The organism is Nocardioides sp. Z13_37, assembly GCF_058355585.1.
This window is the reverse complement of sequence record NZ_JBZGDV010000003.1, coordinates 40,503-62,088: the sequence shown is the minus strand read 5'-3', so window position 1 is coordinate 62,088 and position 21,586 is coordinate 40,503. Positions and strand designations below refer to the sequence as shown.

Annotated in this window: 21 protein-coding genes and 1 riboswitch; of the genes, 5 read left to right on the top strand and 16 right to left on the bottom strand. The window is 72.6% G+C overall.

Translation table 11 applies throughout. The features are described 5' to 3' along the window. The first annotated feature begins 316 nt into the window (after positions 1-316). Entirely contained in the window at positions 317-463 is a 147-nt protein-coding gene (locus AC4H2S_RS09945; protein WP_491496814.1) for a hypothetical protein, read from the top strand. After that, positions 460-1,872, top strand: coding sequence for a metallopeptidase TldD-related protein (locus AC4H2S_RS09940; protein WP_491496813.1), 1,413 nt, complete (start codon positions 460-462; stop codon positions 1,870-1,872). Before AC4H2S_RS09945 ends, AC4H2S_RS09940 begins: the two co-directional genes overlap by 4 nt. Positions 1,873-1,885: 13 nt before the next feature. Here the strand turns inward: AC4H2S_RS09940 and AC4H2S_RS09935 are convergent, their stop codons facing one another. The 16 genes from AC4H2S_RS09935 to AC4H2S_RS09860 all read right to left on the bottom strand — a co-directional run bounded on the left by AC4H2S_RS09935 (position 1,886) and on the right by AC4H2S_RS09860 (position 17,701). Continuing rightward, entirely contained in the window at positions 1,886-2,167 is a 282-nt protein-coding gene (locus AC4H2S_RS09935; protein WP_491496812.1) for a hypothetical protein, read from the bottom strand. Continuing rightward, on the bottom strand, positions 2,164-3,429 hold the full coding sequence (locus AC4H2S_RS09930) for a zinc ribbon domain-containing protein (RefSeq protein WP_491496811.1): 1,266 nt from the start codon (positions 3,427-3,429) through the stop codon (positions 2,164-2,166). The genes AC4H2S_RS09935 and AC4H2S_RS09930 overlap by 4 nt, the downstream gene beginning before the upstream one ends. A 13-nt stretch (positions 3,430-3,442) precedes the next feature. After that, positions 3,443-4,636 (bottom strand): SPFH domain-containing protein, encoded by a 1,194-nt coding sequence (locus AC4H2S_RS09925; protein WP_491496810.1) that lies wholly within the window; start codon positions 4,634-4,636, stop codon positions 3,443-3,445. A 133-nt stretch (positions 4,637-4,769) separates the two neighbouring features. Further along, on the bottom strand, positions 4,770-6,059 hold the full coding sequence (locus AC4H2S_RS09920; RefSeq protein ID WP_491496809.1) for a serine hydrolase domain-containing protein: 1,290 nt from the start codon (positions 6,057-6,059) through the stop codon (positions 4,770-4,772). 139 nt (positions 6,060-6,198) lie between these two features. Next, on the bottom strand, positions 6,199-9,075 hold the full coding sequence (gcvP, locus tag AC4H2S_RS09915) for an aminomethyl-transferring glycine dehydrogenase (RefSeq protein WP_491496808.1): 2,877 nt from the start codon (positions 9,073-9,075) through the stop codon (positions 6,199-6,201). A gap of 65 nt (positions 9,076-9,140) precedes the next feature. Then, positions 9,141-9,250, bottom strand: a riboswitch (glycine riboswitch). A 118-nt stretch (positions 9,251-9,368) separates the two neighbouring features. Continuing rightward, positions 9,369-9,911, bottom strand: a complete 543-nt coding sequence (locus AC4H2S_RS09910) for a MerR family transcriptional regulator (protein WP_491497073.1) — start codon at positions 9,909-9,911, stop codon at positions 9,369-9,371. A gap of 279 nt (positions 9,912-10,190) precedes the next feature. Beyond that, entirely contained in the window at positions 10,191-10,658 is a 468-nt protein-coding gene (locus AC4H2S_RS09905; RefSeq protein WP_491496807.1) for a bifunctional nuclease family protein, read from the bottom strand. A gap of 76 nt (positions 10,659-10,734) precedes the next feature. Beyond that, on the bottom strand, positions 10,735-11,475 hold the full coding sequence (gene ftsR, locus AC4H2S_RS09900; protein WP_491496806.1) for a transcriptional regulator FtsR: 741 nt from the start codon (positions 11,473-11,475) through the stop codon (positions 10,735-10,737). A 3-nt stretch (positions 11,476-11,478) separates the two neighbouring features. Continuing rightward, complete coding sequence (locus AC4H2S_RS09895; protein ID WP_491496805.1) at positions 11,479-11,991, bottom strand: zinc-ribbon and FHA domain-containing protein; 513 nt, start codon at positions 11,989-11,991, stop codon at positions 11,479-11,481. Positions 11,992-12,123: 132 nt separating this feature from the next. Then, the gene (gcvH, locus tag AC4H2S_RS09890) at positions 12,124-12,510 is read right to left on the bottom strand and encodes a glycine cleavage system protein GcvH (RefSeq protein WP_491496804.1); all 387 of its coding nucleotides are present in this window, start codon (positions 12,508-12,510) and stop codon (positions 12,124-12,126) included. 65 nt (positions 12,511-12,575) lie between these two features. Further along, positions 12,576-13,466 carry a DUF881 domain-containing protein gene (locus AC4H2S_RS09885; RefSeq protein ID WP_491496803.1) on the bottom strand — a complete coding sequence of 297 codons (891 nt, stop codon included), beginning with the start codon at positions 13,464-13,466 and terminating at the stop codon, positions 12,576-12,578. Then, the gene (locus AC4H2S_RS09880; protein ID WP_186342235.1) at positions 13,459-13,791 is read right to left on the bottom strand and encodes a small basic family protein; all 333 of its coding nucleotides are present in this window, start codon (positions 13,789-13,791) and stop codon (positions 13,459-13,461) included. The genes AC4H2S_RS09885 and AC4H2S_RS09880 overlap by 8 nt, the downstream gene beginning before the upstream one ends. Next, positions 13,788-14,687 (bottom strand): DUF881 domain-containing protein, encoded by a 900-nt coding sequence (locus AC4H2S_RS09875; RefSeq protein WP_491496802.1) that lies wholly within the window; start codon positions 14,685-14,687, stop codon positions 13,788-13,790. The genes AC4H2S_RS09880 and AC4H2S_RS09875 overlap by 4 nt, the downstream gene beginning before the upstream one ends. Next, complete coding sequence (gene clsA, locus AC4H2S_RS09870; protein ID WP_491496801.1) at positions 14,680-15,279, bottom strand: cardiolipin synthase ClsA; 600 nt, start codon at positions 15,277-15,279, stop codon at positions 14,680-14,682. Before clsA ends, AC4H2S_RS09875 begins: the two co-directional genes overlap by 8 nt. A 9-nt stretch (positions 15,280-15,288) precedes the next feature. Then, complete coding sequence (locus AC4H2S_RS09865; protein ID WP_491496800.1) at positions 15,289-16,362, bottom strand: hemolysin family protein; 1,074 nt, start codon at positions 16,360-16,362, stop codon at positions 15,289-15,291. Further along, positions 16,352-17,701 (bottom strand): hemolysin family protein, encoded by a 1,350-nt coding sequence (locus AC4H2S_RS09860; protein ID WP_491496799.1) that lies wholly within the window; start codon positions 17,699-17,701, stop codon positions 16,352-16,354. The genes AC4H2S_RS09865 and AC4H2S_RS09860 overlap by 11 nt, the downstream gene beginning before the upstream one ends. 259 nt (positions 17,702-17,960) lie before the next feature. On the opposite strand from AC4H2S_RS09860, the gene AC4H2S_RS09855 reads away from it, so the two are divergent. The 3 genes from AC4H2S_RS09855 to AC4H2S_RS09845 are packed head-to-tail and all read left to right on the top strand — an operon-like array spanning position 17,961 to position 21,530. Next, complete coding sequence (locus AC4H2S_RS09855) at positions 17,961-19,481, top strand: sulfatase family protein (RefSeq protein WP_491496798.1); 1,521 nt, start codon at positions 17,961-17,963, stop codon at positions 19,479-19,481. Positions 19,482-19,485: 4 nt separating this feature from the next. Next, a complete protein-coding gene (locus tag AC4H2S_RS09850; protein WP_491496797.1) occupies positions 19,486-20,571 on the top strand; it encodes an ArsB/NhaD family transporter in 1,086 nt (361 codons plus the stop codon). Between the two features lie 20 nt (positions 20,572-20,591). Further along, entirely contained in the window at positions 20,592-21,530 is a 939-nt protein-coding gene (locus AC4H2S_RS09845) for a threonine/serine dehydratase (protein ID WP_491497072.1), read from the top strand. The last annotated feature ends 56 nt before the right edge of the window (positions 21,531-21,586 follow it).

Here is a 21,586-nt window from a genome sequence, read left to right as displayed (position 1 = left end):
TCTGGAAGTCCCCCATCCCTTCCGCAGACCTGGTCCTTCCGTGAGTTCCATCGCAGGTCTCCCTGACCGTGGCACGGCGGCCGCCCACGTCACCGGCAACACGACGATCCTCCACCCAAGGACGACACCGCTCGACCGGACGCCACCCGCCACGCGAACGACGAACCGGTGCCCATATGCTGCGAAGACTCCTCGACCACGACCCCTGGAACGAGTCATGCAGCTAGCGATGTTGGGTGCCGGACCCATCGAACCGATGCCACGCCGGGCGAGACGATCCCCCGCCACGAGGACGACGGACCCCGTAGCGCATCTCGTGCGTTACACCTGGGTCCTCGGCGGGGCCTTCGACCGCGGCAAGGCCCAGCCCGGGCAGGTCCCGGCGGTCAGCCACAGCTGCCCCACCGCCCTGTTCCGCAGCGTCACCATCCTCAACACCATCGACGAGGCAGGCCACCGATGACGTCCCCTGCTCTGCACCCCTCCCTGCACACCCCGCAGCAGCTGGTGGAGCACGCGCTCGCCACCTCGACCGCCGACGACTGCGTCGCGATCGTCCGCGACGTCACCAGCGCCAACCTGCGCTGGGCCAACAACACGCTCACCACCAACGGCGTGATGACCGAGGTCTCGGTGACCGTCGTCAGCTTCGCCGCCGTCGCCGGGGGCGTCGCGACCGGGTCGGTGTCCGGCAGCGCCTCGACGCCCGAGCAGGTCACGGCGCTCGTGCAGGCCGCCGACGCGGCCGCCCGCGCCGGCACCCCCGCCGAGGACGCCGCCGAGCTGGTCGCCGACGCCACCTCCCCCGACTGGGAGACCGAGCCCGAGACCACCGACATCGGGGTCTACCACGACTTCGCGCCGGCGCTCGGCGACGCGTTCGCCCAGGCCGGCGCCGAGCAGCGCCTGCTCTACGGCTTCGTCAACCACGACATCGCCACCACCTACCTGGGCTCGACCCGGGGCCTGCGGCTGCGCCACGTGCAGCCCACCGGCCACTACGCCTGCACCGGCAAGGACGCCTCGCTCACCCGCAGCGCCTGGACCGGTGGCGCCACCCGCGACTTCCGCGACGTCGACGCGGCCGCCATGGCCGCCACCGTCGCCCAGCGGCTCGCGTGGGCCGAGCGTCGCATCGACCTGCCCGCCGGGCGCTACGACACGATCCTGCCGCCGTCGTCGGTCGCCGACCTGATGATCGACGCCTACTGGGGCGCCGGCGCGCGCGTGGCCCACGAGGGCGAGTCGGTCTACAGCCGCCGCGGCGGCGGCACCCGCATCGGCGACAAGGTCGCCGCGCCCGGCGTGAGCCTGTTCTCCGACCCCGCCCACCCCGGGCTCGAGTGCGCGCCCTTCGTGATCGCCGGGGCGTCCGACAACACCGACTCGGTCTTCGACAACGGCCTCCCCCTCGGACGCACCGACTGGATCCGCGACGGGCTGCTCACCGGGCTGCTGCAGACCCGGCACTCCGCCGGCATGACCGGGCAGCCGGTCACGCCGATGATCGACAACCTGGTGCTCGAGGTCGGCGACGGCGCCGGCACGGTCGACGACATGGTGTCCGGCGTGCAGCGCGGCCTGCTGCTGACCTGTCTGTGGTACATCCGCGAGGTCGACCCGCAGACGATGCTGCTCACCGGCCTGACCCGCGACGGCGTCTACGTCGTCGAGGACGGCGAGATCGTGGGCGCGGCCAACAACTTCCGCTGGAACGAGAGCCCGATCGATCTGCTCAACCGGTTCAGCGCCGCCACCTCGACGGTGCCGAGCTTCAGCCGCGAGTGGGGCGACGACTACTTCTCGCGCACCGCCACCCCGGCCCTGCGGATCCCCGACTTCAACATGTCGAGCGTGTCGCAGGGCGTCTGAGCGGCACCGGCGCTCAGCGCAGCCGCTCCACCCGCTGGCGGTGCTTGGAGCTGTTGTCGCCGTCGATGTCGGAGTCGCGGGTGCGCGAGATGTGGTCGATCTTCTCCTCGTGCCCCTGCACCGGCTTCGCCGTGATGAGGGTGTCGCGCTCGTAGGCGTGCGACTTGTCGGTGTTGCGGTAGTAGCGGTGGAGCGCCCAGTAGGTGGCGACCGCCCCTGCCGGGCCGGCAGCGAGGATCCACAGCGGCGACGAGTCCCCGGACATGACGACGACGTCGAGCATCCACGCGCTCATGCCGTCGCCACCAGGAGCGCGCCCGCGGCGCCCTCGAGGACCGTGCCGACGGTGAGCGCCGCCGCGACCAGCCGCCATTGCGACACCGGCACGCTGCCCATGGTCTCGCCGGTGCGCCCGTTGACCGCGATGTAGTGCAGCACCTTGGTGTTCTCCTGGTAGTAGGAGTAGAGCCACACGGGCAGGTACATCGAGACCCACCGGGAGCCGCCGACGTCGACCTGCTCCTGCTCCCACCGCACCCCGCGGTCGAACGTGGACAGCGAGTCGTGCACCTGGGCGCGGCCGATGGAGAGCAGCTGGTCCTCCACGACCGGCTGGAGGTCCTCCACGTCGAGGTCGCGCTTCTCGCTCGTGTAGCCGACGAGGTAGCTGGCGTTCCACTTCACGGCGTTCTTGGTGTCGAACGGGAGGATCGTGTTGATGATGTTGTTGGTCGTCGAGCGGTCCGAGCTCGCCCGTGCGGCGGCGCCCTCGATGGTGAGGTCGTCGACGGTGAACGACACCGACCGCTCCACCCGGTAGACGTCCGCGGCGTAGTAGGTGACGTCGTTGTCGCCGCTCTTCTCGGTCCACCGCCGCGTCTGCACCTCGCCCCGCCCGGCGTACGCCGCCTCGGCGCGCGCGTCGATGACGAGGTAGGGCAGGTAGACGCCGAGGACGTTGTCGGGCACGAACTCGGCCTTGAACCGAGGGTGCGCGAACAGGCGCCGCTTGGAGGCGAACTCGCGGATCCTCTCGACCGCCTCGGCGTGCGTCAGGCGGAACGGCAGCACCGCGTCCGGCACGGCCCCGTTGGGGGTCTGCTCGTTGACGTTGAGCGTGTGCCGGCACCAGTGGCAGCGGGCGTTCATCGCGTGCGCGGTGTCGACGACGACCTCGGCGCCGCAGCCGCCGCACTTCAGCGTCACCTGGGCATCGGCGTCGGCCGCGATGTCCTGGGCGCCGCCGGCGATCACCGTGCCCTCGAGCTCGTCGATGCCCTCGCCGAGGCCGAGCGCCTCCTCCACGCGCGACTCCTGCCACTGGTGGCGGCAGAACAGGCACACGAGCAGGCCGGTCGACGCCCGCAGCTGGACGTCGGTCGAGCCGCACTTCGGGCAGCGGTTGAGACCGTCGGCGAGGGCGTCGTTGACGGTGCGGATGTCCGGGCCGGGCTCGGGCTCGGCGCGCGCCGCGGCCAGCTCCTCCTCGAGCGGCAGCGGCGGTCCGTCGAACACGGGGGCCTCGGGGTCCCGGGGCGGTGGGGCGTCCTGGGTCATCTCACGTCCCGCCTCACAGGCCGAGGGCCTTGGCCTTCGCCGCGTCGTAGTCCTCCTGGGTGATCAGGCCGGCGTCGAGCATCTCCTTGGCCCTCGTGAGCACCGCGACCGGGTCCTCGGCGGCGGGGGCCGCAGGAGCGGCGGCAGGAGCCGCGGCAGGAGTGGGCGCCGCGGGTGCCTGCTGGGTGGGCTGCTGGAGGCCACCCAGGCCCATCCCACCGGCCGCCATGCCCATCCCGATGACGCCGCCGGGACCGGCGTTCTCACCGGCGGCCTCGATGCCCGCGGCGACAGAGGCCTGGAGGTTGGAGTTGCCGCGCGCGCCGGACAGGGCGTCGGCACGCTGGACGTTGGCGAGCAGCTCGCGGGTGGTGGCGTCGTACTCGATGGAGATGATCGCCGTCTTGACGATCTCGAGCCCGCGGTCGGTGCGCCAGCGGTAGTTGTCCTCGACGGCGGCCGAGAGCGACTGCGCGAAGCCGACGGAGTCCTGCTGGAGCCGGGCGATCCGGTTGCCCTTGGCGGGATCGTTGGTGTACATCGAGAACGCCGGCGCGAGCGAGCCGACGACCTCGTTGAAGAGTTGCTCCCCCGCCGGGTTGTCGAGGTCGGTGAAGTCGAAGACGGCGCGACCCTCGATGACCCCGGCCGGGACGAAGCTGCGGATGAAGGTCAGCGGGTCGGTGATCTTGAGCGTGTAGGTGCCGCGGGTGACGGCGCCGACCTGGGTGTTGAGGAAGGCGTCGTCCCAGTAGATCTCGGACTGGGTGCCGAACTTGTTGTTGGGCAGCTCCTTGAGCGCGACGAACAGCGCCGTCTGCTGCGCCCCGGGACGGCCGCCGAACTTGAAGCGTTCCCAGCTCTGCTTGACGATCGAGTCGACGAGCCCGCCGCCGGAGAAGATCGACTGCGACGAGGGCTCACCGGAGTCCCAGATGTAGCCGCCCGGCTGGGCGGCGAAACCGGTGAACGCGCCGTCCTCCATCAGCACCAGGCCGTAGCCCTCCGGGACGACGATCTTCGAGCCGTCGGTGATGATGCCGTCGGAGGCACCGGGGTTGGCGCCGCGTCCGGCGTTCTGGTCCTTGCGCACCGCCGGGAACACCGCCGCCGTGGCGGAGATGCCCTCGGGGACGCCGAAGAAGTCGAGCCACTGGTCCGCGAGCGTGCCGCCGATGGCGCCGCTCACCGCCTGGAAGAGTCCCATGCCCATTGCCTCCGATGCATGCCGTGCGGGCGGATCCGCCCGGCGGACACAGTAGCGGCCAGGCGCCCCGAAGGGAGGCGATCGGCCGGGTGCGCCCCCACCGCGCCGGCCGAGGGCCGGGCGAGGGGCGCGCCTAGGGTCGGGGGTGGCCCCCCGGGATCTCCACGTCCGGGTCGTAGGGCGTGCGCGTGTAGACGAACGTCGCGCACTCCAGGTTGCGGATCGTCCCGTCCGGACGGCGTACGAGCACCAGCTGCTCGCCGCGGTGGTAGCCGAGCACGCCGACCAGCACGCCGTGGACGAGCTCGAAGCGGTCGGTGACGACGTCGCCGAGGGCCATCGCGCGCAGCTCGAGCCCGTCGTTGTGCCAGCGCACGTCGTAGGCCGTGTTGCCCCAGAACCACAGCCCGGGCACCCCGGCGACGTCGGCCGGCACCTCGACGGTGGGACGCCACGGCGCGGGGCGGGTGTCGTCGGCGTCCGGGTCGCCCTCGATCAGCGACACGGCGAGGTCGCGCGGCGCGATGCCCGTGGTCGCGTTGGTCAGCACCGCGGCACCGATGCCGCTGTCGGGGTCGACGTGCAGCGCGGCGAGGAAGCCGGGCATCGAGCCGTTGTGGCCGACGAGCCGTCCACCGGGATGGACGCCCAGCATCAGGCCGAGGCCGTAGTCGGGGGTCACCGGCCGCTGCATCTCCGCGAGCGACGACGCCGACAGCAGGTCGGGCCGCGCCCCGCCCAGGACCTGACCCCACGTGACGAGGTCGGCCAGCGTGGACCACAGCTGCCCGGCGGGGGCCATCGCGCCGGTGTCGGTCAGCGGCTCGTGCACCCGGATGCCGGTGAAGTGGTCGACGCTCCAGCCCGGCTGGGCGCCCGGACGCGGCAGGTAGGACGTGGCGCGCATGCCCAGCGGTCGCAGCAGGCGCTCCGCGACGAGCTCGCGCCAGGGCGCGCCGAAGCGACGGGCCACGACCTCGCCGAGCAGGGCGTAGCCGAGGTTGGAGTAGTGGAACCAGGCCCCCGCGGGCGCCACCCGGCCGCTGCCGTCGTTGGCGGACGCGAGCGCCGCGAAGTCGCCACCACGGGTGCGCTCCCACCAGGGTCCACGCGGCTCGCTCTGCATCCCCGAGCTGTGGGCCAGCGCCTCGCGCAGCGTCACCTCGCCGTAGCCGACGTCGCCGAGGTGGTCGGCGATCGGGTCGTCGAGGTCGACCAGGCCGGCGTCACGGGCCTGGACGACGAGCACGGCGGTCATCGTCTTGGTGATCGACCCGATCCGGTACTGACCGTCGAGGCCGGGAGCCTGGCCGGCGCCGCCCGCCCACACCGCGCCGTAGCGGTCGAAGACCGCGCCGACCACGGAGGTCAGCCGGCCCTCGGCCTGTGCGACGTCGAGCAGTCGCTGGCGCTGGTCGCTCACGGCACGACCCTAGGCCAGCCTCGGTAGTCAGGGACCGAACGGTCGTCGTACGACCCTCCACACGACCACACCGTCCCGAACTACCCCAGGGGGGTGGTGGGGGGTAGCGGCCGGCCGGCCGGCGCGGCGGCCCGACCCGTCAGTCCTGGGCGAACGCCTCCGGCGGGGGGCACGCGCAGACCAGGTTGCGGTCGCCGTAGGCCTGGTCGATGCGCGCGACCGGGGGCCAGTACTTGTCGGGGTCGATGCCGCCGGGGAACACCGCGACCTCGCGCGAGTAGGGGCGGTCCCACTCCCCGACGAGCGCGCGCGCCGTGTGGGGCGCGTGGCGCAGCGGCGAGTCCTCGGGGCTCCACTCCCCCGCCTCCACCTGGGCGATCTCGGTGCGGATCGCGATCATCGCGTCGCAGAACCGGTCGATCTCGGCGAGGTCCTCGGACTCGGTGGGCTCCACCATCAGCGTGCCGGCCACGGGGAACGACATCGTCGGGGCGTGGAAGCCGTGGTCGACGAGCCGCTTGGCGACGTCGTCGACGCTCACGCCGCTCGCCTTGGTGATGCCGCGGAGGTCGAGGATGCACTCGTGCGCCACCAGGTCGCCGTGGCCGCGGTAGAGCACCGGGAAGTGCTCGCCGAGGCGGTGGGCGATGTAGTTGGCCGACAGCACGGCGACCGCGGTCGCTCGGGTCAGGCCCTGCGCGCCCATCATCCGGATGTAGGCCCACGTGATCGGCAGGATCCCGGCCGAGCCGTAGGGCGCGGCGCTGATCGGCCCGATGCCCTGCCGCTTGTCCGGGTCCGGGTGCGAGCCGTGGGAGGGGAGGTAGGGCGCCAGGTGGCCACGGACGGCGACCGGGCCGACGCCGGGGCCCCCGCCGCCGTGCGGGATGCAGAAGGTCTTGTGCAGGTTGAGGTGGGAGACGTCGCCGCCGAACTCACCCGGGCGCGCCCAGCCGAGCAGCGCGTTGAGGTTGGCACCGTCGACGTAGACCTGGCCGCCGTGGTCGTGCACGATCTTGCACAGGTCGGTGATGGTGTCCTCGTAGGCCCCGTGGGTGGAGGGGTAGGTCACCATGATCGCGGCGAGCGTCTCGGCGTGCTGGTCGCACTTGGCGAGGAGGTCGTCGAGGTCGACCGACCCGTCGTCGGAGGCCTTGACGACCACGACCTTCATCCCCGCCATCACCGCCGACGCGGCGTTGGTGCCGTGGGCCGACGACGGGATCAGGCACACGTTGCGCCCGGCGTCGCCGTTGGCGAGGTGGTAGCCCCGGATCGCCAGCAGGCCGGCCAGCTCGCCCTGCGAGCCGGCGTTGGGCTGCACCGAGACCTTGTCGTAGCCGGTGACCTCGGCCAGCCAGCCCTCCAGGTCGTCGACGAGCTCGCGGTAGCCGGCGGCGTCCTGGGCGGGGGCGAAGGGGTGCAGGTCGGCGAACCCGGGCAGGCTCACCGGCTCCATCTCGGTCGTGGCGTTGAGCTTCATCGTGCACGAGCCGAGGGGGATCATGCCGCGGTCGAGGGCGTAGTCGCGCGACGAGAGCCTGTGCAGGTAGCGCAGCATCTGCGTCTCGCTGTGGTGGGAGTTGAAGACCTCGTGGGTGAGGAAGTCGCTGGTGCGCCGCAGGTCCTCGGGCAGACCGGACGCGTCCTCGTCGCCGGGCGCGACGCCGAAGGCGCGCAGCACTGCGGCGACGGTGGACGGGCTGGTGCGCTCGGAGGTCGACACACCGACGTGGTCGGCGTCGACGGGGCGCAGGTGGAGCCCGAGCTGGCGGGCGGCGGCGACCACCTCGTCGGCGCGGCCGGGCACGGCCACTGTCAGCGTGTCGAACCAGGTGTCGTTGACGACCTCCACTCCCCCGGCGCGGAGGGCGGCGGCGATGCGGTTGGCCTGTTCGTGGGTGCGTCGCGCGATCCGGCGCAGCCCCTCGGGCCCGTGGTAGACGGCGTACATCGACGCGACGACGGCGAGCAGGACCTGCGCGGTGCAGATGTTGGAGGTCGCCTTGTCGCGACGGATGTGCTGCTCGCGGGTCTGGAGCGCGAGGCGGTAGGCCGGACGGCCCTCCGCGTCGACCGAGACCCCGACCAGGCGGCCGGGCAGGTGCCGCTCGAGGCCCGGGGCGACCGACATGAACCCGGCGTGGGGCCCGCCGTAGAAGAGGGGCACGCCGAAGCGCTGGGACGAGCCGACCACCACGTCCGCACCGAGCGTGCCCGGAGCCTCGAGCAGGACCAGGGCCAGGAGGTCGGCGGCCACCACGGCGAGCCCGCCGCGCTCGTGGACGGCCTCGATGACCGGACGCGGGTCGCGCACCGCCCCGGACGCGCCGGGGTACTGCACCAGGACGCCGCACACGTCGCCGTCGGGGAGGCCGTCGGCCAGGTCGGCGACGACGACCTCGATGCCCATGCCCTCGGCGCGGGTGCGGACCACGTCGATGGTCTGCGGCAGCGCGTCGGCGTCGACGACGAACGGACCGGTCGCGGTGCGCTGGGCGCGGCGCACGAGGGTCATCGCCTCCGCCGCGGCGGTGCCCTCGTCGAGCAGGGAGGCGTTGGCCGTCGGCAGGCCGGTCAGGTCGGCCACGACCGTCTGGAAGTTGAGCAGCGCCTCGAGCCGGCCCTGGGAGATCTCGGGCTGGTAGGGCGTGTAGGCGGTGTACCACGACGGGTCCTCGAGCACGTTGCGCCGGATCACCGGCGGCGTGATCGTCGCGTGGTAGCCCAGGCCGATCATCGCCTCGGCGGGCCGGTTGTGCGAGGCGAGGGTGCGCAGGGCCCGGGCCGTGGCCTCCTCGTCGAGCGGGACGGGGAGGTCGAGGGACGCGGCCGAGCGGATGCCGCCCGGCACCGCGGCTGTCATCAGCGACTCGAGCGAGTCGTGGCCGATCGCCTCGAGCATGTGCGCGAGCGCGGCGTCGTCGGGGCCGATGTGCCGGGCGACGAACTCGCCGAGGCTGTCAGCCGCGGTGTCGGCCGGGGTGTCGGTGGAGGTCGGGGTGGCGTCGGGCACGAGGGCTCCCTGAGGTCGCGTCGCTGGGACCTCCCCCTCTGTCGGTCGGACGACCTCCAGAGTGCCAGCCCAGTGCGGTCCGGGTGCCTGAGAGGTTCCGGGGAGGAATTGCCCCTTCGGCGCGCGACGCCCGGTCGGCGAGACCCGAGCGTCGCGACTCTCCCGCATGGGATGTCGGCGCTGTCGAGTCTAGCGGGGACGCGCCGAAATGACCGAGACCGCCCGGTGTGCCCGGGCGGCCTGGTCGGAGGGTGTGGGCCGGTGCTCGCTCGGGGAGGACCGGTGGGGTGCTCTCAGCCGGTCTGGCGGGCTGCGCGGCGGGCGGCGAGCTCGTCGCCGGCCACGGAGGCGCCCGGCTGCTCGGCGGTGCGCTCGGAGGGCAGCTCGGCGAGCGTGCCCTCGATCTCGCGCCACACGCCGCCGATCGCGATGCCGAAGACGCCCTGGCCGCCTTGGAGCAGGTCGATGACCTCGTCGTTGCTGGTGCACTCGTAGACCGAGGCCCCGTCGCTCATCAGCGTCACGCGGGTGAGGTCGTCGGTGCCGCGCTCACGCAGGTGGGCGGTGGCGGTGCGGATCTGCTGCAGCGAGATGCCGGCGTCGAGCAGGCGCTTGACGACCTTGAGGATCAGGATGTCGCGGAAGGAGTAGAGGCGCTGCGAGCCGGAGCCGGCGGCGCCGCGGACGCTGGGCTCGACGAGGCCGGTGCGCGCCCAGTAGTCGAGCTGGCGGTAGGTGATGCCGGCGGCGTTGCAGGCCGTGGGACCGCGGTAGCCGGTGTCGCTGGGCAGTGGCGACACGTCGTCGCTGAAGAGCAGTCCCTGCTCCTGCGCCAGGTCGGCGGCCTCGGCCTCGGCCTTGAGGCGGGCCGCGTCGGCGCCCTGCTCGTTCTCGTTGCTAGCCACAGTGACCCTCCAGGTCAGATCCTCCGCTGAGCGGTAACTCCTGGGGGAAGGGCCCGCCCGGCTGCCGGCACCCGGCAACCACAGCGGTGGAGTTACAACAGAGACAGTTCACCGTAAGCCCCGAAATCCGGGTTGTCCATCCACGCGGCGGCGTGTCGTCAACCCTCAACCTTCACTTGAGGGTGAGGGTTTCGGTGCGCCAGGCGGGCGTCACTCGGCCTCGAAGTCGTCGGGCGAGACGTGGTCGAGGAACTCGCGGAAGCGCTCCACCTCGTCCTCCTGCTCGGCCGGCACGGCGAGGCCCGCCTCGTCGAGCACGGCCTCCGCGCACACGATGCGCGAGCCGGTGCGCAGGGCCAGCGCGATGGAGTCGGAGGGACGCGCCCCCACCTCCGCGCCGCCGTCGAAGACGAGCTGGGCGAAGAAGATGCCGTCCTGCATGTCGACGATGCGGACCTCGTCGAGGCGCTGGCCCGTGGCCTCGAGCATGTCGCGCATCAGGTCGTGGGTCAGCGGACGCGGCGGCGTGACGCCCTGCTGGGCGAAGGCGATGGCGGTCGCCTCGACCGCCCCGATCCAGATCGGCAGGTAGCGCTCCCCCGTCACCTCGCGCAACAGCACGATGGGCTGGTTGGAAGGCATCTCGACACGGACTCCGACGACGTCCATTTCGCGCATGACCCCACCCTACCCACGTGCCCTGATGCGGACGCGGACGCCCGCGCCCTGCCGGGAGCGGTGGGTCGGACCGGGGTCAGCCCCGGTCGAGGCCGACCTTCACCAGCGTCGCGTGCAGCCGCACGGACAGCGCGGCGATCTCGGACGTCGCGTCCTCGGCGCGCCCGCGGGCGGCGGCGTCGCGACCCCGGGCGAGCGGGGCCACCACCTGCTGGACGAGACCCACCTCGCGGTCGGCGGCGGTCTTGAACGCGCGCAGGTGGCGCGGCTCGAAGCCGTAGTCGGCGAGCTCACGGGCGGTCTGGGCGACCACGAGGGCGTCGCTGTCGAAGTGGCCGGTGCCGCTGCGCGCGCTCACCAAGCCGTACTGCTCGAGCTCGGTCAGCAGCTCCTCGGAGATGTCCGCGACCTTGAGCAGCTCACGCCGCGAGAGGCGCAGGTCGCTGCTGCGCCGGAACGACTCGGGGCTGGGCAGGCCGTCGGCGCTCAGGGCGAGCTTGGGCACGGTGGGCACGACCGACTCGATCGCCGGCGGCTCGAGACCGCGGTCGATGGCGTCGAGGTGGTCGCCGATGACCTTGAGCGGGAGGTAGTGGTCGCGCTGCATCGTCAGGATGTAGCGCAGCCGCGACACGTCGTCACCGGAGAACTTGCGGTAGCCGGCGGCGGTGCGCTCGGGCTTGACGAGTCCCTGGTCCTCCAGGAAGCGGATCTTGGGGATCGTCACCCCGGGGAAGTCGGCTCGCAGCTGGTCGAGGACCTGCCCGATGTTGTAGCGGGCGCCGCGACCCGCCCCCGGGGCCGTCGAGGCACTCACGGATCAGCTGTCCGGGTGGGAGGAGAAGAACACGAGGCGGTACTTGCCGATCTGCACCTCGTCGCCGTCGTGCAGCTCGAGGGAGTCGATCCGGTCGCGGTTGACGTAGGTGCCGTTGAGGCTGCCCACGTCGCTGACGGTGTAGCCGCCGCCGGAGCGGCGGAACTCCGCGTGGCGACGCGAGACGGTCACGTCGTCGAGGAAGATCTCGCTGTCGGGGTGCCGCCCGGCGCCGACCACGTCGGTGTCGAGGAGGAACCTGCTTCCGGCGCTGGGGCCACGCTGCACGACGAGGAGCGCATGACCGGCGGGCAGCGCGTCGACCGCGGCGGCGTCGACGGGGCTGAGCTGGCGGTCGGAGGACTCGCGCTGGTCCGGCGCCCCGAAGGTGATGGTCGCAGTGGTCTCGACCGGGCTCGGGCCCGGGTCCTCCCCAGCGAGCAGCTTGGTGCCGCACTGGGCACAGAAGCGGGCATCGTCAGGGTTCTGCTTGCCACAGGCGGTGCAGAACGGCATGGAAAGCTCCTCGACGTATCGACGCTGAACCCTCAGCCGAGGGTTGAGGTTGATGGTTTCCCCGAACCTACCAGCCCGACGATGGCCGCCGCGCCCGGTCGGGAAGACCCACCGGGTGGTCGTGGGACCGGCTCAGCCGTCGAGCCCGGACTGGTAGGCGGCCGCGTCCATCAGCCCGTCGAGCTGCGAGTCGTCGGCCGCCTTGACCTCGAAGAGCCAGCCGGACTCGTAGGGGTCGCTGTTGACGAGCTCGGGGGTGGAGTCGAGGGCGGCGTTGGTGGCGACGACCTCGCCCGTCACCGGGGCGTAGATGTCGCTGACCGACTTGGTGGACTCCAGCTCTCCGCAGGTCTCCCCCGCCGTCACCTGGTCGCCGACCTGCGGCAGCGACACGTAGACGATGTCGCCGAGCGCGTCCTGGGCGAAGTCGGTGATGCCGACTCGCACCGAGCCGTCGGCCTCGCCCGGGATGCGGACCCACTCGTGCTCGCTGGTGTACTTGAGGTTCTCCGGATACACGATGGCTCCTCGCGGGGTCGGGCTGGTCGCGGTGTGGGTTGGTCGCGGTGTGGCTGGTCGGCAGGCTACTGGCCGGTGCCGAACTGCGCATACTCAGGCCGCGTGGCGGGGCGGACGCTGGTGATCTCGATGGTCTCGTCCTCCTCCACCCGCACCGACGCGCCGTCGTAGGTCTCCAGCGTCTCGATGGGCCCGGTCGAGAACGTCAGCGCGGTGCGCAGGACGTGAGGGTCGCCGATCACGTCGATCACGTAGGGCGGCTCGAGGAGCTCGCCGTCGAGCTCGATGCCGCCGACGGCGTTCTCGAACGAGCTGTCGGCACCGAGCCGGACGGTGTCATTGAACTCGATCGCCTCGGCGCCGGCCGTCCTCAGCTCCTGCACGGTGTCGAGCAGGGAGCCGACGTTGACCCGGCTGTCGGACTCGGTGATCGTCACCCGCAGGCCGGGTCCGGTGACCGGCACCAGCCCGGCGATGATGTTGAGGGTGCGCACGCGCTGCTCGGCCTCGGCGAGGGCGGCGGACCGGGCCTGGTTCTCGTCGCTGAGCTCGTCGCGCCGGGCCTCCAGCCGGTCGACCTCGCGGCGCGCACGCTCCGCGGTGCCCGTGAGGCCGTCGAGCACCTCGATGAGCTCGCCCTCGCGCAGCCCCTCGTAGGTGTCATTGGCCGCGGTGTCGCGCACCTGGACGACGAACGCGAAGCCGAGGACGGCCAGCAGCACGGCCACGACCCCCTGGCGCCGCGACGGACGTGTCAGCGCCACCCGCAGCCGCTCACGCCCGGTCTCGGTCCCGGGCTCGTTTGCGGCTCCGGCCGTCGTCCCGGGCTCGACCGTGGTCTCGGTCGTGGTCTCGGTCGTGGTCTCGGTCGTGGTCTCGGTCGTGGTCTCGGTCGTCGTCCCGGTCTCGCCGGTGGGGTCGTCGCGGTCGGGGCGGTGGGGGTGCTGCTCAGGCATGGAACACGTGCCTGCGGATGGCCGCCACATTGGCGAAGATGCGGATGCCGAGGACGACGATGACGCCCGTGCTGAGCTGCGAGCCGACGCCGAGCTGGTCGCCGAGGTAGACGATCGCCGCCGCGACCACCACGTTGCTCACGAAGGAGACGACGAAGACCTTGTCGTCGAAGATGCCGTCGAGGTGGGCGCGCAGGCCGCCGAAGACGGCGTCGAGCGCCGCGACCACGGCGATGGGCAGGTAGTTCTGCAGGCTGAGCGGCACGTCGGGGGCGAAGACGAGCCCGGCGACGATGCCCAGGAGCAGGCCAAGGGCGGCGATCACGGCGAGCTCCCCTCTCCTTCTGGTCCGCCGTCGGGATCGGCGTTGAGCTCGATCACATCACGAAGGGCCCGTTCGGGCGCAGCCGGCAGGTGGATGTCGTCGACGTTCTGGGCCTCGTAGACGAAGCCGAGGCCGTTGACCAGGCCGAACCACTGCTGGCCCTGGTAGGTGTCCACGAGCCCGGCCTGCAGCGTGCGCGGGTCACCGATCACCGAGACGACGTACGGCGCGTTGACCGGGCGGCCGTTGACGTGGACGGCGCGGTTGGTGTTGCGGATGCCGCCCAGGGCGTTGAGCCGCTGGTCGTTGATGGCGATGGCCTCGGCGCCCGCCTGGAACAGCCCGTCGACGAGCGTGGCGAGGTCCTCGTCGCGGATCTCGCTGTCGACGTCGGCGCCGGGGGCGTTGTCGACCGTGATGCGCACGCCCAGGCCGTGGACGGCGGAGAAGCCGGCCAGGAGCTCGGCGCGCCGCACGCGGGTCGCGATGTCGTCGAGCTGGCCCTGGATCTTGGTGCTGCTGCTCGCGACGGCGGCGTTGGAGCGGGTCAGCCGGCCGACCTCGGCCTGGATGTTGCGGACCTGGTCGCCCCGGGCGTCGATCTGCTCGATGAGCGCGGCGCGGCCCAGCTCGGTGGAGGGCGCCTCCCGGGCGGTCTGCACCGCGACGACCGCCGTCATCACCCCGAGCGCGGCCACCGCCAGCACGCTCGACCAGTGCGGCCGGGCCACCTGGGGGCGTACGTCGCCGGCCGCGGCCCGCTTCTGGGCGACGTGGGCGTAGTCCTCGTCCATCGAGCGGGCCGTGATCAGGGTGAGCAGCGGCGTCGTCACGTGCTCGGGGAGCTTGCTCGCGCCCTCCGGGGCCCGGGCGGGGGCCGGTCGCGCCTCAGCCATGGTCGCCCGCCGGTGACGTGTGGCGTGGCGTCTCGCGCAGCAGCGTGCGCACCTGCCAGGCGTAGAGCACCCCGGCCCACCAGTAGAGCCCGATCCCCCACCACGCGAAGGCCCACCCGAAGTTGCGGGCGAGGGTGGCGACGATGCCGTCGCCCTCGCCGAGCAGCAGGAGCGGGAAGGCGTAGAGCAGGTTGAACGTCGCGGCCTTGCCGAGGAAGTGCACCGGGAGGGCCGAGTAGCCCCGGGTGCGCAGGATCGGGACCAGGCCCCAGAGCAGGAGGTCGCGCAGCGGCAGCGCGATGGCCACCCACCACGGGATGATGTCGCGCATGAACAGCCCGACCACGACGGCGAGGATGTAGAGCCGGTCGGCCACCGGGTCGAGGATCTCGCCGAGCACCGAGTACTGGTCGAGCCGGCGGGCCAGCCACCCGTCGAGGAAGTCGGTGAACCCGGCGACCATGAGCACCACGAGCGCGATGGCGTCGGCCTCGGGACCGAGCACCAACCACAGGAACAGGGGCACGCCGGCCAGCCGCACCACACTGATGATGTTGGGCACGGTCCAGACGCGAGAAGCTCCCTCGGACACGAGCAGACCCTACCGACCGCTCGGGGCCTCGACGCCGGGCACGTCGTGGTGTGCGGCGTCACGGATCTCGCCGACGAGCTCCTCGAGCACGTCCTCGAGCGTGACCACGCCGATGACGGTGCCGTCACGCTCGACGACCCGGGCCATGTGGGCTCCCTTGACCTGCAGGCTCTCCAGCGCATCGTGGAGCAGGTCGTGGGGGTGGACGGAGGCGAAGGGCCGGATCCACTTGTCCTCGATGACGCGCGAGCGCTTGTCGTCGTCGGACTCGAGGGCGTCCTTGATGTGGAGGTAGCCGAGGAGAGTGCCGTCGTCGGCCGCCACCGGGAACCGGCTGAAGCCGGTGGCGGCGCAGACCGCCTCGACGTCGGCCACGGTGGAGCCCGGGGCCACGGTGGCGAGCGTGTCGGTCGTCATCACGATGGAGGCGACGGTCTTCTCGGTGAAGCCGAGCGCGCCCGAGAGCCGGTCGTACTCGTCGGCCTCGATCAGGCCCTCGCCGCGCGACTCCTCGACCAGCGCGGCGACCTCCTCGCGCGTGAAGCTGGAGTGCACCTCGTCCTTGGGCTCGATGCGCAGCAGCCGCAGCACTCCGTTGGCGACCATGTTCATGCCGGCGATGATCGGGCGCAGCACGGTGACGATCACCATCATCGGGGGGCTCAGCACCAGGGCGGCCCGGTCGGCCCCGGCGAGGGCGATGTTCTTGGGCACCATCTCGCCGAGCACGACGTGCAGGTAGACGACGATCGACATCGCCACGACGAACGACACCGGGTGCAGCAGGTCGTCGGGCAGCCGGGCCGCGTGGAAGACCGGCTCGAGCAGGTGGGCCACCGCGGGCTCGCCGATGGCGCCGAGGCCCAGGGAGCACACGGTGATGCCGAGCTGTGCCCCGGCCATCACGAGCGAGATGTTCTCCATGGCGCGCAGCGTGGTGCGGGCTGCGCGCGAGCCCTCCTGGGCACGCGGCTCGATCTGGCTGCGGCGCGCGGCGAGCAGCGCGAACTCGGCGCCGACGAAGAAGGCGTTGAGGGCGAGCAGCACGACGGCCAGGCCCACCCCGAAGAGGTCACTGTTCATGGCCGGGCTCCCCCACCAGGACGAGGTCGAGCCGGTCGATGCGCAGGCCGTCCATCCGCTGCACGGTCAGGGTCACCAGGCGCTCGCGCACCTCGTTGGGATCGCTGCGGTCGGGCACGGGCACCTCGACCCGGTCGCCGGGCTCGGGGATCTTGCCGAGCTCGCGCATCACCAGTCCGGCCACGGTGTCGTAGTCCTCGTGGTCGGGCAGCTCGATGTCGGTGGCGTCCTCCACCTCGTCGGGGCGCAACAGCCCCGAGAGCGTCCAGCTGCCGTCGCGGCGCTGGCGGATGCGCGCGCCCAGGCGGTCGTGCTCGTCGGAGATGTCGCCGACGATCTCCTCGACCACGTCCTCGAGCGTCACGATCCCCGCGTGACCGCCGTACTCGTCGAGCACGACGGCCATCTGGAAGCCGTCCTGGCGCAGCAGGGCCAGCAGCGGGTCGAGCCGGAGGCTGTCGGGCACGACGACGGGCTTGACCATCACGTGCCTGATACGGGTGGTGGCGCGCTCGTGGACGGGCACGGCCACCGCGTGCTTGACGTGCACGGTGCCGACGACGGCGTCCTCCGCGTCGAGCACCGGGAAGCGGGAGTGGCCGGTCTGGCGGGCCAGGTCGATGACCGTCGACACGCGGTCGCCGTCCTCGACGGTCGTCGTACGCACGCGCGGGGTCATGATCTCGCCGGCGGTGCGGCTGCCGAACTCCACGGACCGCTCCACCAGCTCGGCGGTGTCGGCGTCGAGGGTGCCCTGGTCGGCGGAGCGCTGCACCAGCGAGGACAGCTCCTGGGAGCTGCGCGCGGAGCGGAGCTCCTCCTGCGGCTCGATGCCGAGGCGGCGCACGATCGCGTTGGCCGAGCCGTTGAGCGCACGGATCGGCCCGCGCGTGAGGGCGGTGAAGCCGCGCATGAAGCCCTGCGTGGCGCGGGCGGTCTCGAGCGGGCGGGCGATGGCGATGTTCTTGGGCACCATCTCGCCGAAGATCATCGTCACGACCGTGCCGAGCGCCAGGCCGAGCGCGATGGAGAGCGGGGTCACCGCGCCGTCGGGCACGCCCAGCGCCGCCAGGGGCTCGTCGACGAGGTCGGAGATGGCCGGCTCGGCCAGGAAGCCGATGGCGAGGTTGGTCACGGTGATGCCGACCTGGGCGCCGGAGAGCTGCGTCGACAGCGAGCGGAGGGCCAGCTGGACGCCTCGGGCGCCCTCGTCGCCCGAGGCGGCGGCACGCTCGACGCTGGGGCGGTCGACGGTGACGAAGGAGAACTCGGCGGCCACGAACAGGCCGCAGGCGGCCACGAGGGCCAAGGACACGATCAGGAGCAGGATGGGGGTCACGACGCGCACCCGGTGGTGGTCAGTGCGGTCGTGCGGGGACTTTGACTCTCGTCCATGGCGGCTGCTGCGGGTTCCTTCGTCCGGGGTCGGTGGCGCGGCGCGCCCCCGCTGGGAGCCCGCCGACGGGCTACAGGGTAACGGGAGGGGCGTTGTCGGCCCCAGTCGTCGTGTCGCTTTGGGGTGATGGGTTGCTGCGCCCTAGGGTGGCGCCGACACAGGGCGTGCGACAGGGGCCCTCCGGGTCTCGGCGAGGGGCACAATGCGAGCGTGGGCACAGTCTGTCTCGGCTGCCCTCCTCGTCGTCCTCGTCGCCACCCTGGCCACGGTCACCGCCACCCGTGACGCGGGTGACACCAGTGGCCCCGACGCGGTGCGGATGGTGCAGGGCACCCAGGACCCCGACGGCCCCGTGCGGCCCAACCTGGTGTTCGTCCTCACCGACGACATGCGCGACGACGACCTCGACCACATGCCGATCACCCGCCGGCTGCTGGCCGACCAGGGCATGGAGTTCACCGACGCGATCTCCCCGCACCCGTTGTGCTGCCCGGCCCGCGCGCAGCTCGCCACGGGGCAGTACGCCCAGAACAACGGCGTGCAGCACAACCGCGGCGTCCACGGTGGGTTCCAGGCGCTCGATCCCACCCGGGAGGCAAGCGCGTGGTTCCGCGACGAGGGCTACCGCACGGCGTTCGTCGGCAAGTTCCTCAACGGCTACGGCCCCCGTGACGTGCGTCCCGAGGGCTGGACGCGGTGGGACGCGCTGACGCGCGGCACCTACGACTACGTCGACTTCACGATGACCAACGACGGCGAGCCGCGTCGCCACACCGGCACCTACATCACCTCGGTCATCGAGGACCACGCCAACGAGGCGGTCCGCGACTTCGCCCGCAGTGGCGACCCGTTCGTCGTCTACTCCTGGCACATCGCTCCCCACTACCGGATCACGCCCGAGGGCGGGCGCAGCCTGCCGCTGGCCGACCCCCGCGACGAGCGGCTGTTCCTCGACGAGCGCCCCTCCTCCTTCGACGACCCCGCCTTCGACGAGGACGACGTCACCGACCAGCCGGCCTACCTGCGCAACCGGACGCGGGTCTCGCCCGCCGACATCGCGGCGGAGAACACCGCGCGGCTCCAGTCGCTGCAGTCGGTCGACCGCGCGGTCGGCTCGCTGGTCGAGACGCTGGCCGCCGAGGGCGTCCTCGACGAGACCTACATCGTGTTCGCCTCCGACAACGGCTACTCCCTCGGCGAGCACCGCTTCGTCGGCAAGGACGTGCTGACCGACGAAGCCCTCCAGGTCCCGCTGCTGGTGCGGGGGCCGGGCATCGTCCCGGGAAGCACCTCGGCGCTCCCGGTCACGCTCGTCGACCTCCCGGCCACCTTCGCCGCGCTCACCGGCGTCACCCCGCAGTGGCAGGTCGACGGCACGTCGCTCGCGCCCACCCTGCGCGGGGAGGACCAGGCGTTCCGCGACACCACCCTCGTCCAGACCGGCCGCACGCTCGGCAACGGCTGGTCGCACCGCGGGGTGCGCACGGGGCGCTACCTCTACGGCACCGACGGGGCCGACGGCTTCCTCTACGACCGGCTCCTCGACCCCGACGAGATGGTCAACCTCGTCGACGACCCCGCCTACGCCGGGGTGCAGTCGGTGCTGGAGCAGCGCCGCCGGGAGCTCGTCGACTGTGCCGGGTGGACCTGCAACCAGCAGTTCGGCCCGGTCCCCGACCCGGTGACCGCCCCGGTGACCGACCCCTCCCAGGGGCCGTCGTGACGGCGTGAGCCAGGCGCTCCTCCCCGCCCTGGCGCAGGTCGCTCCGGTGGCGGTCTTCCTGGTGGCGATCACGGTGACCGCCGAGGTCGCCCAGCTCGCGGGCGTGTTCGACGTGGCGGCGCACGCCCTCGCGCGCCGTGCCCGGCACCGTGTGCTGCTGCTCTGGCTCACCTTCGCCGCCCTCGCCGTGGTCTGCACGATCGTGCTGAGCCTGGACACCACTGCTGTCCTGCTCACGCCCGTCGGCATCGCCGTGGCCCGGCAGACCGGCATCGCGCCGCTCCCCTTCGCCCTCACCACGCTCTGGATCGCCAACACCGGCTCGCTGCTGCTGCCGGTGTCCAACCTGACCAACCTGCTGGCGGTGCACCGCCTCGCCGACCTCGGCGCCGGTCACGGCGACTACGTGCGGGCGGCGGCGCTGCCCGCGCTCGCCGCTGTCGCCGCGACGCTGGTCCTGATCGCGGTGCTGCAGCGCCGGGCGCTGCGCGGCACCTACGCGGTGGAGCCGCCGGCCGATCCCCACGACCGGGTGCTGCTCGTCGTCGCCTGCGGCGTGTGCCTGCTCATCGGTCCGCTCTTCGCGGTGGGCGCCCCGCCTGCCCTCGTGGCGCTGGGCTCGGCCGGCGTGCTGCTCGCCGTCCTCCGGTGGCGCGCGCCGGGCCTGCTGCGGGAGGTCCGGCCGCCGTGGCTGATGGCCGGCGCGTTCCTCGTGGTGGCGGGACTGCTGCGGCTCGCGCAGGGCGAAGGGCTGCTCGACTGGCTCGCCCCGGCGTTCGGCGCCGGCAGCCGCACGCTCGACCTCCTCCACCTCTCGGCCGCCTCGGCGCTCACGGCCAACGCCGTCAACAACCTCCCGGCCTACCTGCTCGTCGAGCCGGCGGCGTCCGACGACGTACGCCGCCTCGTCGCGTCGCTGGTGGGCGTCAACGCCGGGGCCCTGGTCACCCCGTGGGCGTCCCTCGCCACCCTCCTGTGGCTGCAGCGCTGCCGGGCGGCCGGTCTCCGGATCCCGCTGCTACGCCTGGCCGCCTGGGGCGCGGTGTGCGCGAGCCTCAGCGTGACCGCGGCCACGCTCGCGATCCGCTGAGCCGCGATACTCGCGCGGTGATGATCTCCCGCGACGACGTCCTCGCCGCCCAGCGCCGCATCGACGGCCGGGTGCGGCGCACTCCCCTGCTCGCTCCGGCCGGCAGCGACACGCTCTGGCTCAAGTGCGAGCACCTGCAGCACTGCGGCGTGTTCAAGACCCGCGGCGCCTACAACCGCCAGCTGGCCGCCCACGAGCGCGGCGAGCTCGGCCCGGCCGGCGTCGTGGTCGCCTCCGGCGGCAACGCCGGTCTCGCCCAGGCGTTCGTCGCGCGCGAGCTGGGGATCGCGGCGACAGTGTTCGTCCCGGAGACCGCCCCGCAGGTGAAGGTCGAGCGGATCCGCGGCTACGGCGCTCGGGTGCTGCAGGTCGGCTCGGAGTTCGCCGAGGCCCAGATGGCGGCCGTCGAGTTCGCCGAGGACAGCGGCGCGGTCCTGGCCCACGCCTACGACCAGCCCGACGTCGCGGCCGGCGCCGGCACGCTCGGCGAGGAGGTGCTCGAGGACGAGCCGGGCATCGACACGATCGTGGTGGCGGTCGGGGGCGGCGGGCTCTACGCCGGCGTGGCGGCCGCGGCCCGCGGCCGGGCGCGGGTGGTGGCCGTGGAGCCCGAGCGCATCCCGACGCTGCGCCGCGCGCTGGAGGTCGGCCACCCGGTCGACGTGGACGTCTCCGGGGTGACGGCCGACTCGCTCGGCGCACGGCGCCTCGGCGACCTCGCCGACGCCGCCCTCCGGGCCGAGCAGCCGGTCTCGGTCCTGGTGGGCGAGGACGACATCGTCGCGGCCCGCGCCCACCTCTGGGCCGAGCACCGGATCGCGTCCGAGCACGGAGCCGCGACCGCGATGGCGGCCCTCCTCAGCGGGGCGTACGTCCCGCAGGACGGGGAGCGCGTCGCGGTGGTGGTGTGCGGCGCCAACACCGACCCCGCCTCGCTGGCGGCGCCGACCCACGCCTGAGGAGGCACACAGCAGCGGCGTGGCCCCGGAGGGCCACGCCGCTGTGGTTCGCGTTT

What these genes read in the sequence shown, in the direction of transcription:
- AC4H2S_RS09940 (WP_491496813.1), top strand. Translation starts at nt 460, where the DNA reads ATGACGTCCCCTGCTCTGCACCCCTCCCTGCACACCCCGCAGCAGCTG.
- AC4H2S_RS09935 (WP_491496812.1), bottom strand. Translation starts at nt 2,167, where the DNA reads ATGAGCGCGTGGATGCTCGACGTCGTCGTCATGTCCGGGGACTCGTCG.
- AC4H2S_RS09930 (WP_491496811.1), bottom strand. Translation starts at nt 3,429, where the DNA reads ATGACCCAGGACGCCCCACCGCCCCGGGACCCCGAGGCCCCCGTGTTC.
- AC4H2S_RS09925 (WP_491496810.1), bottom strand. Translation starts at nt 4,636, where the DNA reads ATGGGACTCTTCCAGGCGGTGAGCGGCGCCATCGGCGGCACGCTCGCG.
- AC4H2S_RS09905 (WP_491496807.1), bottom strand. Translation starts at nt 10,658, where the DNA reads ATGCGCGAAATGGACGTCGTCGGAGTCCGTGTCGAGATGCCTTCCAAC.
- AC4H2S_RS09895 (WP_491496805.1), bottom strand. Translation starts at nt 11,991, where the DNA reads ATGCCGTTCTGCACCGCCTGTGGCAAGCAGAACCCTGACGATGCCCGC.
- AC4H2S_RS09885 (WP_491496803.1), bottom strand. Translation starts at nt 13,466, where the DNA reads ATGCCTGAGCAGCACCCCCACCGCCCCGACCGCGACGACCCCACCGGC.
- AC4H2S_RS09875 (WP_491496802.1), bottom strand. Translation starts at nt 14,687, where the DNA reads ATGGCTGAGGCGCGACCGGCCCCCGCCCGGGCCCCGGAGGGCGCGAGC.
- AC4H2S_RS09865 (WP_491496800.1), bottom strand. Translation starts at nt 16,362, where the DNA reads ATGAACAGTGACCTCTTCGGGGTGGGCCTGGCCGTCGTGCTGCTCGCC.
- AC4H2S_RS09855 (WP_491496798.1), top strand. Translation starts at nt 17,961, where the DNA reads ATGCGAGCGTGGGCACAGTCTGTCTCGGCTGCCCTCCTCGTCGTCCTC.
- AC4H2S_RS09845 (WP_491497072.1), top strand. Translation starts at nt 20,592, where the DNA reads ATGATCTCCCGCGACGACGTCCTCGCCGCCCAGCGCCGCATCGACGGC.